Raw genomic sequence first — 13457 nt, 5'->3', positions numbered from 1 at the left:
CACTTTCTGGTATGGATGGAGATTCCACGCCAGATTTTTTATACAAAAAAGGATATTTGTTAGTCCTGTGTTACACAATCAATCATTAAGTTTACTGAATGTTTTCATTTTTTATAATTTGCAACATATCCTCAATTGATTGACGTAGATTTTCTTCATTCCATGTATTTTTGCCTTGTTCCAATACCTCAGGATGGTCAATTTCATTTCTGATGATATATGGTAAAGTATGATTCTCCTTGGGAACCCATCCACCGTTCTCTACACTCTTCTTTTTACTAGGATTAATAGTATTAACATAACGTTCTATAAAAGGATGATTAGAGCTAATATATGTTAATCTTTTTAAATACTCTTCTTCAAAATTCGGAATAGTTGCTTTAACCTCCGTATCCCTATTCATAACCCAATGAATATAGATCTTAGTAAATAATCTCTGATGGAAATCAACTGTAGGTACTCCAAACGCTACGTAACTTATTTCACCAATAGAAGGATTACTAAAGAGTAATTCATTTTGATACTGGATATTCTTTTGACAATTTTTATTCATCTTAATTATTATTAGTGAATCTTTTTTACTATTAAAGTGACGAATTATATAGGGTGAGTGAGTTGTTATAAAGATTTGATTACCTTCTGATGCTAGTTTTTTAAATGAATTAAGTAGTTTATCTTGAGCCAGTGGATGTAAATATATTTCCGGCTCATCAATAAAATATGGTGAATTATCATCTTTAGCGTTCATATCAGCATATACCTGTATTAAGGCCAAAGCCAGAGCTCTTTGTAAACCATTTCCCTTTTCTGCTAAACTAGTAGTGCTATTATTTTCAGTAACGTTTATTTGTCCTTGTTTTAACAAAGAATTTACTTCTGGAAATTCAAAACTAAAATTCACTTTAGAATTGCCAAATTGATCGGTAATTAGGTTGCTAAGTAAAGTTTCAGTATCATCTAAATACCTTTGAATTCCTTCTTTGCCAAAGACACGCTGATAATTTTCTTTTAAAGTTAGATAGTCATCACTCTTTTGAAAATTTTGAGTAACAGCCCTAACTATTTTCCCTGTAATTTTAGTAGTACCAAAATCTTGATAGTCTTCATTGTGCATATCTGCATAAATAGGACTAATATCAATTAGTTTTCGTATTGCTGTATCAAATCCCGTTGGATTTTCATACTGTTGTTTGGTTTCATTCCAAATTTGAATTTTTCTAATAGTTAAAGTAACATTTTTCCCATTTTGTTCTATTGTTTCTTCTTTTGAAGAACGTTTTAATCTTAATTCCCCATTATTAATATATTTATTATATTTCTTCAAACTTGCCTCTTGTGATTCAGATACGTCATCAATTAATACTTCAACCATAACATCTTCGTTATTTTCACAAGAATTACAAAGTACTTCTGATTTATTTCCACCATGTATTAAAAATTCAAGTGCTTTAAAAATTGTTGTCTTTCCGGCATTATTATTTCCTACAATATAATTAATACCTGTTGTAAATTCAAACCAGGGTAATGCACCCTTAAATGACTTAAAATTTTGAATTTTCATTGCTTTAATATACATAAAATATACTCCTCCACATAGGAAGTAAAATTACATTTACTTATTCATTTATTAACTATATAACAATATCACACAAAAAACCGGCGTCCAAGCCGGTTTTCGCTCTACTCTTCAATCTCCCCCATAAACTCACCTAACGCAGTCTGCCAATCCATAATCTCAAAACCAGTATTCTCTGCCTTCTCCAAGCTCATAATTGAATGGCGAGGGCGGTAAGCTTTGGCCGGATATGCTGAAGAATCAACGGGAGCGACTTCAACATCTTGATCCTTTAAGATCTCGGTAGCGAATTCATACCAGGAACAACTATTTTCATTAGATAGCTGGTAGGTACCGAATGGCTGATCATGATCGACTAAGTACGTCATAAATTCGGCCAGCGTTTTAGTCCATGTTGGGCGACCAAACTGATCGTTAACGACGGTGAGCTGATCATGGTCTTTGGCATGGCGGAGCATCGTGTAGACAAAATTCTTACCGTATTTACCAAAGACCCAGGATGTGCGAATGATGTAGTAATCAGCTAGGGTTTCTTGGATTACTTTTTCACCGGCAAGTTTAGCTTTACCATATTCATTTCGTGGATTAGTGGGCGCATCAACTTCATACTCGCCTTTATTAGTCCCATCAAAGACATAATCGGTACTGATGTAAACCATCTTAGCACCAACTCTTTTAGCGGTCTCAGCAACATTGCGCGTACCATCGGCGTTTACTTGCCAATTGAGGTCTTTGGCAACATCTTCTGCGTTATCAACGGCGGTATAAGCAGCACAATGATAGCTCACTTCCGGCTTAAGGGCGCTAATCTTCTAATTTACAACGATTTGATCAGTGATATCAGGCCGCTTAAAATTATATACAATTTCATGTTTATTTAGCAAGTTCAGTAATTGTTGACCGTTAAATTAAAATTTTCGTTATTTACTTAAAATTGATGATATAATCAATACTTGGCAACAGTTCTCAATATCCTAATCTTCTGTTGTCCTTTAAAATAAGAGTCGTGCATTCCTTAAATTCGGGAATAACACGACTCTTTTTATTTCTTATTGACCATTTTTCGCATATTTTGCTTCAACCGCGGCTTTTTCATCTTTCCACCAATCTTGGTGTTCCGTATACCAATCAATCGTGTGTTGTAAACCAGTCTTGAAGTCAGTGAACTCGGGCTCCCAACCAAGTTCAGTCCGGAGCTTCGTGGCATCAATGGCATAACGTAAATCGTGGCCGGGACGATCCTTAACATGGTCATAAGCGTCTTTAGGTTGGCCCATTAACTCTAAGATCATTTCGAGGACTTCCTTATTGTTCTTTTCACCATCGGCCCCGATAAGGTAAGTCTCACCAATCTTCCCCTTGGTCAAAATATCCCAAACGGCGCGCGAATGATCATTGGTGTGAATCCAGTCGCGGATATTCTTACCGGATCCATAAAGCTTGGGACGAATGCCACTTAAGATATTAGTAATCTGACGGGGAATGAACTTTTCAATGTGTTGGTAAGGGCCATAATTATTGGAACAATTGGAAATCGTCGCCCGTAAGCCAAACGACCGAACCCAGGCTCGCACTAACAAGTCAGAGCTAGCCTTCGATGAAGAGTAAGGACTTGATGGCCGGTATGGTGATTCGGGAGTAAACTTTTCGCCTTTTCCTTCACCATGACCGGGTAAATCTTCTCGTAATGGTAAATCTCCATAGACTTCATCCGTTGAAATATGGTGGTAACGGACGTCATACTTGCGACAAGCATTGATTAAAACTGAAGTGCCCACAATATTAGTTTGGATGAACGGGGCGGGATCAATCAAGGAATTATCATTGTGACTTTCTGCCGCGTAATGAACAACGGCATCAGCTTGACTTACCAACTTATCAACTAAGTCTTTATCACAAATATCCCCGACTACGAGTTCAACTTTATCCTTTGGCAAGCCATCAAGATTAGCGGGATTACCAGCATAAGTCAGTTTATCTAAAACCGTAATGTGTTCAACTTCTGGGTGGTGGTTAACAACATAGTGAACAAAGTTGGAACCGATAAAACCGGCTCCTCCCGTAGCAATAATATTCTTAAATATTTCCATAATAATTCAAATATTTTATCTACACAAAAAATTAATCTACTTTATTTGCTATTAAACAAAAAGTCCTATCCATATAGGATACTGCTCGATGCAATTATTTAGCTACAATGTTAATATATGATAGTTTTCACTTGTTTATAGTAGTTGTAAAAGAAAAACCTGTAATAGATACAGGTTGACACACATATTACAACATTAGTGTTAAGAAGAAAAAAAGTGCCCTTTATCGACACTAATTCAATGAAGTTTAATTATGTTGCTTAAATATTTTAACAAATAATCAAGTATAATACCATGCAAATCTTGAATTTTTTTGTCATAAATAAAAATCCCCTTACTGATTACGGTCTCATTATAGGAGATCTAGCCTAGCCATGATTAAGGCGTATTAATAATATTAACTCCTTTCCTTTTTAGTTTTCCATATTCTAATAAATTGTTATGATCATAAGAGAGGAATTAGTTCTCACCAAATAAATTATAGCTTTACGCTAAATATTTTCTGACTTTTTGACCTAAATTTTGTATTACTTGTATCATGAAATGCTAAAGGATTATCAACTGACCAAACTACTTTATAACGCTTAAACATAGTTGAATTTCTGTCAATCTGAAGAATACACCTAGAATAATAGGATAACTTATTGCAAAAGTAGATCTTATATTAGTAATTAATGCTTGATTTTCTTAAGAAGGGTTCTAACTTCTTCATAATTAGTAATAAGAATTATAAAGAAAAAAATAGTCTGTAGTAAATATGTTGTCATTGTACTTTTAGTAAATAAAATACATAATGCTTGAATAAAAAGTAATATATAAGTACAAATATCACGACATAAATTAATAGATAAATGCATATACTTTCTAATATCAATTAACCTTATTATCCAAACAACTACATATGAAAGTGTAGTTCCTAGTGCTGCTCCGATTGGTCCAAATATCAGTGATAATAGTACACCACTGACAATATTTATAAAAGCACCGATTACCGTACTTACGCCCAATCTTTTACTATCTTTTACAGCAACAAAAACCCCGCTTAGAACCCCAACTAGTGATCCGAAAAGTACAGATATTAATAAAAAAGGCACATATTTCCAAGCAGTATAAAACTGACCTTGATACAAAATCTTAGCAAAAATCTTTGTAGTTAAAATCAAGCCAGAACATACTATAACCATAAAAAAATTAGTCATCCTATAAATATTTTTGTAAAATCCTTTGCTATCATTCGGATCAAATTCTTGAACAGCTGAAATAGACCAAGCTTGATTAAATATATTCTGAAATACTGTCATAATAGAAGGAATTTTATAACTTACAGAATAAATACCATTAGTTGCTAACCCAAATAGTCCAATAATTATATATCTATCTGCTGCATTATTTACCCACCAACTAATCGAATTAGCTATAGTGGGAATGGCGTAGTCTATCATAGACTTTTCAAGCTTTTTATTTGTAATTTTCTTAAAGGGATTAATTTTCCATACGCTAAGCGCAAAAAGTAAATAAATTGTCGTTAAAAGCATTCCGACTATATTAGCAAGGAAATATCCTACTAATCCCCACTTAAGGAATATAAGAAACCAAATGTTCAAAGCTATTACAGTAACTGCTCCTATAATTCCTGAAATTGCTAGCGCTGCGACCATTTCGATTCCTCGTGCATAATTTTGCAATAATTGAGATGCTGCAGCAGTAAAATACATAGCCAAGAATAATATTCCATATTGTTTTAGGATAATACTAACCGAAAAAAAATAATTAACTAAATAAATTAATACAAGAATGATAAAACCTCGAAGCAAGTGCTTGGCTCCTATAAGATATATTTCATTTTTATTTTTTTTATCAGTTAGAGGAAAACGAAGTACTGCTTCCAACATTCCAGAAGTTAATATTGGTATTAATAGCATAATCGTGGTATTAAAGACATCATAAATACCATAGTCCTTGGTGGTTAATATACTTGTATATAATGGCACAAGAAAAAAACTAAGTAGTTTCGATCCAAAACTACTTATCGTTAATAGGCCCATATTTTTTATCAAATATATATATTTTTTCACACAGTATCCCCCTTAAAAAATTTTTTCCTATAATATCCAACATTCTTTTTTAAAATTTGTAATTCTTTTATAAAAAAATTATTGTAATGTTTTGTTTGTAGAAAAACATATCCTTTTCTACTCATACCCCAATTAGCATTATACCAATGAATCGTAGTTGTATTATTTGTGACTTTAACAAAAAGGTTATTTTTTCTTGGTGCATATGGCGAGAAATATTCTTGAGAATATATTTTAGCATTATATTCTGATTTATTAATCTGTTTTAACACATGCTTAAATATAATTGGATTGTTGAAATAATTTACTTTCCATATTTCTTTTTCATAAAATTCTAAGAGTCTTTGAATTATTTGACTATTTTTTTCCGCTCCTATTATTCCAGTACCTACAAAATCTCTATCTTCAAGACCTGCAAAAAAGCTTTTAGAAAGCATCTCTTTATTAAATGGTTTTATAATTTGCACATCCGTATCTAAATATATTCCCCCATAATGGTAAAGTACGTATAATCTCAAATAGTCTGAAACAAATGCCCAAAGTTTCCTTTTTAGGCATTCTCTTAAAAATCTATTCTCATTTGCAATCTTTTCAAGATCAAGCTTTTTCTCTGTCCAGATAATTATTTGATAATTAGATAAAATTCTTTTTGCAGAATTAATGCATATTAAAGATTGTTTATCTAAATTTCCTCCGCCTAACCAAATGAAATGAATTTTTCTAGGAATCATTTTTTCTCACCACCAATTTTTCTAGCAGGAATCCCTACTAAAGTTACTCCTTCTTCCTCACAAGAAGATAGAACTACAGCTCCAGCTCCAATTTTAACATTATTAGCTATTTTCACTCCACCAATAATAGAAGCACCTACTCCTAGTTCAACATTATTACCTATAATTGGTGCTTTTAAATCTTTACCATTATTACCAATACAATTATTACCATGAAAAATACATCCGGTACCTATATGTGCATCTCCATTTATTACTACTGTTCCGTTATGCCATACAGTGATACCTGGATCTGTAGTATTTATAGGAATATAAAAACCTAATTTTATTCCTAGTCTATTTTTTCTTCTTGTAAACCATAAAGACATTATTCTGTTTATAAACGTTTTTTTTTGATTATAATACTCAGCTTTTCTTAATAAAATAAAATATCTTTTTATTACTACCCAATGATCATTAACTATATGGAGCTTGATTCTTCTTTTTAAAGGTATCTCATTAAAAAAGTTATTATCTTTATATATCATATTTTTTTTCATAATTTTTCCTCAAACATGTTATTTCTTTGTGAATTAATAAATTCATACCAGAATATCATTGTAAAGTTCATAAACATTGCTCTAATTACATTTTCCATCATTCCAAGAGAAAGAAAACCGACAATTATTAATACAAAAACATTTAGATTCTTTTGTATTAATTTTCTGATAGAGTAAAAATATAAAAAAACAATTAATAAAAATCCGATAATCCCATAATCAAATAGTAAAAAAACATATCCATTGTCGATAACATTGTATCCATACATTCTTTGAAGATAATCTAAGTTTATAATTTTCCCAAATAATGTTATAGGAAAGCTTATGAACATATTACTTGCATTTACAAATCTTCCATTTAAGTAACCATTTAATGAATATACAATAGATTGTAACTTACCAGTTGAGAATGTGTAGAGCATTGGGCCAAAAATTGAAAGACCGATCACTATTGATAAGTAAGGCATTGTAAATTTTTTTATAATCTTACTAGTAAAGTCGTTATTTAAAAACAATAACATGCAAATAATTAGTAAAATTATACATGATGTTTTTGATTTTGTTACTTCATAACTAATAGCATCTATTAATAATATAACTACAAGTTTTCTTTTTTTTATTGAGTCATAGTTTATGCACAAATATAAACTGCACAATACAAAAATAGCCTGAGCTAAATTATTAGGATGAATATAACCTAATCCATATCCTAGTGCTGACCCAAAAATACCTTTTGATACTACCATCTTATTTAAAGGTATAATTCCCACTATTGAAAAAAGAATAATTAATAAAGTCATAACTAATCGCGTAACAAATATAGTTTTTACAGCTTCTTTATACGATAAATTATTCATTACTATAGCTGAGAATAAAAGCATTAGATACAATGATTCCTTTGATGAAAGATATACTCCAAGTCCAATCAATAACATAATTCCTACTTTAATTAATTTACTCATGTCCCACTGTGATTGAAGAAAAGACACAACGAAAAGAATAAATGTTACACATAGTAATACATTATAAAAAGCACTTGGTAGTTTTAGATATGTCAATTCAAAACTGTACATAATTTCGGATACAATAAAAAATAACATAGCAGGTAATTTCTCTTTAGTTATTAGCAAATGCCCTCACCACCCTTTAAATATTAAACGTGTTTTTTATCCACATAATATAGTAAAGTGACGTAACACGTCGCTTTTTTATTAATTTATTAATTAGTTTTGAGCTTTTTTTCTCATTAACCTTATACCTAATCAAAGCATACTGTAGGGTGCTATTCGAGCATATAAATAGAATTCTTTTCAAGGTATCCTTTCTTATATGTAAGAATTTTTGTTCTAATTTGATACAGTATCTGGAATTAGCAATTAACATATTATATAGCCTTTGCTCCACAAAAGGATATATTGATAATTCAATTGTTCTTTTTTGTAATTCCTTAAATAATTTCACCTGTAATTCAAATCTGTTAGGATTATAGCTAGTAGTTAATGAGTCATTATTGTCACAATAGTTGTAACCTGTATCAGAACTCATACAAACTTTTTTACATTTTGTATAATACTCTGTATCAAAAATAATATCCTCACTTATAAATTCTCTTTCTGATGGGAATTTTATATTGCTTTTCTTAATGACGGAAAGTGTAAATAAAACTTTCCAAACTGACATTTCTATATGATCATCAATGCTACTTGCTTTTCCCATCATTTTTGCAAGTACTTCTTTTACAATTTGCGGATACTCAAACGTTTTTCCTGCTAAAGGATTCGCATATGAAATTATTTTATTTTTAAAAACTCTTTTAAATCCTCCGATACAGGTATCAGCATGATTTTTAATCATCTCACTATAAAGATTAGATATCATAGTTTTATCAATGTAATCATCACTATCTACAAAAGTAATATACTTCCCAGTTGCTTCTTTAATTCCAACGTTACGGGATAGTCCTAATCCTTCATTAGGCTTATGAATGACTTTGATTCTCTTATCGGTAAAACTATCACAAATTTCGCTACTTCCATCTGTAGATCCATCATCTACTAAAATAATTTCTAAGTTTCTATAAGTTTGGTTTTCAATACTCCTTACGCATCTTTTTAAATATTGTTTTACATTATAAACCGGCACCACAATACTTATTTTATCCATTTTATAAACATTCCTTTCGCTAGCTGCTCAAGACACAAGTCCATTATGAAAGTGACATCTTGTCGGGAGTTTTTCGTAAACTTAACATTGAGAAGGGCTTAAATACATGACTTCATCTCGTAGCCTTGAATAATTATGCGTAGCCCAGCTTTTCAATCTCAATTAATTGCAATTTTGAACGTATAAACTTAAGGCTTCGTGGTCCCACTTATCGACTCTTCTCGGTTCTCAAGGAGGCTAATAAACCTAATTGCTGTGGAATTAACGTTCACAAAACTTTTGTGGTAGCTATTATTGCAACTACTGATGGTTGTTACAATGTTACTCACGTTATCGCTTTTCTACTTTCACTAAAGAACTCCAGTTCATTCAAAAGTAGTTAGAGCTTTATTCCTGTTTCAATGTATACTTGGAATCAACCGGTAAATACTAAATTTCTACTTTTAGTGTCTTTGAAAGGTTTTATAATACTTGCGTAACTCATTCAAAACTTTTCAAGAAGAACGCTAAATAAATTGATAATCTCTTCAAACATAATTTAATAACCAACGATTTTATTTTACTGCTAAAAATTCGGCAATCCCATGACTTATTTCGTTACCACATAAACCTTATACTTTAATTCTTACTATCAAAACATTGTTATTAAAACTGCTTAACTTAGTCTAACTTACGGATTACTAGTATAGTATGAAAGAAATTTTTATTAGTTCAATGAAAGACAAGATTATACCTAACTAATAAGGTGTAACTTAATTACAAGCACACTTTTGTGCTGTGACTTTCTGTCAAACAATCTAAATCACATCAAGAATTTCTGACTACTCTTTCCTTTATAATGACGAGCAAGCTAATAAGAAGCATTCAACTAAAATCACTAAGGTTGGTTAATATCAAGCCTCTTTTAGTTAGCCTTATCCATACTATCGTTCCTTCCAAAAAGAATTTTGAATATTATAGTAATAAATACTTTTATATTGAAGGAATGTAGTGACCAACAAAAAGTCAACTATTACAATCGCTTGTCATTTACTTATCGCAGTTTGTCACATCTTGCTTAAACAAGTATTTGTGCTTAAGGAGACCGTATGTTTTACCCAAGGCCAAAGTTTTCAAGTTACCTAACTCTTAAAATCAAGTTTAGATTTTTTCATACATCTATTTTTGGAATGCTACTTACTCGTATTTTTTCAAATTTATGCTTCATAAGTTTTTTCTAGTTCTCTTACGGTTGACTCAATAGAAAAGCCCTTTTCCTTAACTATTCCTGCGTAATCCTTTCGATTTTCTATTGAAGCAGATGATAATACAATCTCACTAGCCCATTTTTCTGCACTATCAGTTAAAAGAAGGATATTAGCATTATCAGTTATTTTTATTAAATTTGAAATCTTAGAAGAGAAAAAACAAGGCAAACCTTCAGACTGAGCCTCAATTCCGACAACTGGTAATCCTTCATAAAGAGACGGCATTAAAAACACATCAAATGTGCTATAGTAGTCTTGAGTATTTGACTTCAGATTACAAAAAATAACATCTGTATTTAATTTTAATGACTTCACTAATTTCTTTATAGAAGGTTGTAACTCTCCAACACCTATTAACATTAACTTTGAATTTGGCCTTACCTTTTTTATTTCTGAAAAAATTTCGATAATAAATTTATGATTTTTCTGTTCGGAAAATCGACCAATATGTCCAATGACAAAGGTATTTTCATTAATATGGTATTGATCCCTTATCCTTTTTCTGGCTACTGCATTAAACTTGAAACGATTTGTGTCTATACCATTATTAATAATTTTAACTTTATCAATATTGTTTGAACCAAATAACCAATTGGAAGCCTCTGCAGAACATGCCAAACGAATGGAAGAACTTAAGTTAATTATTGGTCTAAATAAAGAATTAATGACTGGAGAATAACCTCCTCCATTATGGCTATGAGAAATTAATTTAAATCGGTTAAAAAGGCAGAAAGGAAAAACATAAACAACTTCTGAGGCTGCTCCCGTTTCTAAATGGACAAAGTCATACTTATTACCGTTTTTTTTATAAAATGAAAATAACGCCTTTATTGCTTGAATAGGGCTCTTCTTAAAACTAGGAATAAAGTAAAAGTGATTTTTCCCATTATAAAATTCAGTTATTTCATTTTGAAAAACTGTATGGTCTGTTCCGTGAACAAGAAAATCATATTCGTATTTATTTTGGTTAGAAAATTTTGTTGTATTATAAATAAATGTTTCTACTCCACCCATTCGTTCAGTTAACCCAATTACTAATATTCTTTTTTTCATAAAAAACATCCTTATTTAAATTGTAATAACCATAAATATAATTGCTGATATGGCAGATTAAGTTTTAACATTTTTTTCATAAATCCAGTTTTCCAACGAGATAACAAAAAATCTCTCTTGAATTCTTGGGGATTGAATACATAGTAAATTAATTTTCTAGGATTTGCTAACCTTCCTGTTTTTCCCTCATCAAAGAAGCGAAATTCGCTAAAGAGTTCTATATCTTCTTTCTTAGGATTTTGCCCTGTATTTCGTAATCCTTCAAATAACTCGTCAGCACTATAATTAAGCAAAAGATTTAAAATTTCGTCATGTTTTGCATCTTCTACAAATTGTAATGCTCCTTTTTGAACTTGACGTACCGACCTAAGTTCTCTCGTCTCTTTACCATCTATAACGTATTCATAGTTTTCTCTCTTAGCAACTACTTTATCATTTTCCATTGCATAATTTTTTACAGAACCAGCTTGTTCCAGAAAAAGGGTTTCAAACAAACCAACAAAACTACTTCTTTTATCTTTAGCATTCTTATTATTTTTAAAATCAAATAGATAGCCATTCAAGTTTAAGTTAGGAATTACTTTTACATTTCTAATATAGTAATTTGCAACACCAATATAATACCCATATATATCATTGGTAATTTTTAATTGATCCAATGTTTCTGTAAGAAATCTTTGCATTCCACCAGACCAGCCAATATCAACAATCCCAAATTTTCCTTTTACATTTTCTTGCCTTAAATACTTAACTAGTTCTGTATATTCTTCATTAGATTTATTCTCTATATCTTGAGAAAGATCATCATATAGTTTACGTAAAGCTGAATTATTAAGAATTGTTTTTCTATCAAAAAATTCATTTTTATTGAAACCATATTTTTTTAAAAGATCATTATAATTATTTATGTCCAACCCAACACAGTCAAAGATTGAAACTAATGAAATCATTTTCGATGGTGAAACCATTCCCATAATAGTTTCAAAACTATGATTGAAATGTAAAATTGGAACTCTCAAACTTCGTCTCGAAACTTCCAAATAGTGTACTTCTATATCTTCTTTTTTATAAAGCAAATTAAAGGCTTTCATCATAATAAAACCATCTCTTGAAAAAAAGTACACTTTCTTAATATTCGCTTTTTTCAGCATATCATGAATCCATTTAGCGTATCCCCACAAAAATGGCCCAAATTTTTGATATCCAAATCTAAAATAAGGATCTGCATTTACTTTTGTTCTATTATTGATTGATGCATTAAGATAATTAAGGTTAATTTGTGTACCTTTAAAAACATCAGAATCGTCTTTTACGATACGAGGAATATGCAGTGCTGATAAACCCTTTCTTTTTGGCTCTCTATAATCGGATTTCCATGAATCCCCAATATGAATTGCTTCTTGAGGATTAATTGCTTCTTGCTTTATATATAAATCAAATAGTGATCCATTACTTTTAGTTTTTCCTTCTTCACAAGAAACATATAGTTTCTTATAACCCGTAATTCCATTTTGCTTTAGAACATTCTCTATAAATGATTTTGGTAAATACATATCCGATATAATGTAAACATTTTTATGTGCTTTACAATAATTAAAGAATTCAAGCATATATGGATTAGCAATTAAGCATGCCTTTTCAGTGCTCAACTCTGCTATTTTTAACTTTTCTTTTACCGGTTCTGTTGCATCATAATTGTCATAAATCTCTTTTAAAGTAATCTCATTATTATTTTTTTCACGTGCCCTTTTTTCTGCTTCTATTCGCTTTTCCTTAAAGTTATCTTCTAAATCACCAATTTTAATTTGAATCAAGCTGAAAATATCTGCAGGATTTCTTACATTTCTCTTTAATAAAGTATCAAAAATGTCAAAAGATATATAGGAGTAATTTTCAATAGAATGTATTAATTCACCTAACCTTGGCATAGCTCCACTATCTTTTTTTTCTTTTATGTATTCTTTTATTTTTTTCAAAATTAAT

Annotated in this window: 9 protein-coding genes and 1 pseudogene; all 10 read right to left on the bottom strand. The window is 30.6% G+C overall.

Annotated features, from left to right (window positions below):
- Nucleotides 1-91: 91 nt before the first annotated feature.
- Nucleotides 92-1576 (bottom strand): ATP-dependent nuclease, encoded by a 1485-nt coding sequence (locus LMB57_RS08220; RefSeq protein WP_229278180.1) that lies wholly within the window; start codon nucleotides 1574-1576, stop codon nucleotides 92-94.
- A gap of 104 nt (nucleotides 1577-1680) precedes the next feature.
- A pseudogene (gene rfbD / locus LMB57_RS08215) lies at nucleotides 1681-2466 on the bottom strand (dTDP-4-dehydrorhamnose reductase).
- Between the two features lie 159 nt (nucleotides 2467-2625).
- Nucleotides 2626-3666: a dTDP-glucose 4,6-dehydratase gene (gene rfbB / locus LMB57_RS08210; RefSeq protein ID WP_229278179.1), complete on the bottom strand. Its 1041-nt coding sequence runs from the start codon at nucleotides 3664-3666 to the stop codon at nucleotides 2626-2628.
- Nucleotides 3667-4337: 671 nt separating this feature from the next.
- The gene (locus LMB57_RS08205) at nucleotides 4338-5741 is read right to left on the bottom strand and encodes a lipopolysaccharide biosynthesis protein (protein WP_229278178.1); all 1404 of its coding nucleotides are present in this window, start codon (nucleotides 5739-5741) and stop codon (nucleotides 4338-4340) included.
- Nucleotides 5738-6472, bottom strand: a complete 735-nt coding sequence (locus LMB57_RS08200) for a glycosyltransferase family 32 protein (protein ID WP_124216382.1) — start codon at nucleotides 6470-6472, stop codon at nucleotides 5738-5740. Before LMB57_RS08200 ends, LMB57_RS08205 begins: the two co-directional genes overlap by 4 nt.
- Nucleotides 6469-7011 (bottom strand): serine O-acetyltransferase, encoded by a 543-nt coding sequence (locus LMB57_RS08195; protein WP_229278177.1) that lies wholly within the window; start codon nucleotides 7009-7011, stop codon nucleotides 6469-6471. The genes LMB57_RS08200 and LMB57_RS08195 overlap by 4 nt, the downstream gene beginning before the upstream one ends.
- On the bottom strand, nucleotides 7008-7940 hold the full coding sequence (locus LMB57_RS08190; RefSeq protein ID WP_229278176.1) for a hypothetical protein: 933 nt from the start codon (nucleotides 7938-7940) through the stop codon (nucleotides 7008-7010). Before LMB57_RS08190 ends, LMB57_RS08195 begins: the two co-directional genes overlap by 4 nt.
- Before the next feature lie 217 nt (nucleotides 7941-8157).
- Nucleotides 8158-9174, bottom strand: coding sequence for a glycosyltransferase family 2 protein (locus tag LMB57_RS08185; protein WP_124216385.1), 1017 nt, complete (start codon nucleotides 9172-9174; stop codon nucleotides 8158-8160).
- Between the two features lie 1196 nt (nucleotides 9175-10370).
- The gene (locus LMB57_RS08180; RefSeq protein ID WP_185290968.1) at nucleotides 10371-11474 is read right to left on the bottom strand and encodes a glycosyltransferase; all 1104 of its coding nucleotides are present in this window, start codon (nucleotides 11472-11474) and stop codon (nucleotides 10371-10373) included.
- A gap of 11 nt (nucleotides 11475-11485) precedes the next feature.
- The gene (locus tag LMB57_RS08175; protein WP_229278175.1) at nucleotides 11486-13450 is read right to left on the bottom strand and encodes an HAD family hydrolase; all 1965 of its coding nucleotides are present in this window, start codon (nucleotides 13448-13450) and stop codon (nucleotides 11486-11488) included.
- Nucleotides 13451-13457 lie beyond the last annotated feature (7 nt).

This window comes from Limosilactobacillus secundus, from assembly GCF_020784695.1.
In the GTDB taxonomy this organism is placed as follows: domain Bacteria; phylum Bacillota; class Bacilli; order Lactobacillales; family Lactobacillaceae; genus Limosilactobacillus; species Limosilactobacillus reuteri_F.
Note: the sequence above shows the minus strand (reverse complement) of the source record. Positions and strands in the feature narration are given on the sequence as shown.

What these genes read in the sequence shown, in the direction of transcription:
- LMB57_RS08220 (WP_229278180.1), bottom strand. Translation starts at nt 1,576, where the DNA reads ATGTATATTAAAGCAATGAAAATTCAAAATTTTAAGTCATTTAAGGGT.
- rfbB (WP_229278179.1), bottom strand. Translation starts at nt 3,666, where the DNA reads ATGGAAATATTTAAGAATATTATTGCTACGGGAGGAGCCGGTTTTATC.
- LMB57_RS08200 (WP_124216382.1), bottom strand. Translation starts at nt 6,472, where the DNA reads ATGATTCCTAGAAAAATTCATTTCATTTGGTTAGGCGGAGGAAATTTA.
- LMB57_RS08195 (WP_229278177.1), bottom strand. Translation starts at nt 7,011, where the DNA reads ATGAAAAAAAATATGATATATAAAGATAATAACTTTTTTAATGAGATA.
- LMB57_RS08185 (WP_124216385.1), bottom strand. Translation starts at nt 9,174, where the DNA reads ATGGATAAAATAAGTATTGTGGTGCCGGTTTATAATGTAAAACAATAT.
- LMB57_RS08180 (WP_185290968.1), bottom strand. Translation starts at nt 11,474, where the DNA reads ATGAAAAAAAGAATATTAGTAATTGGGTTAACTGAACGAATGGGTGGA.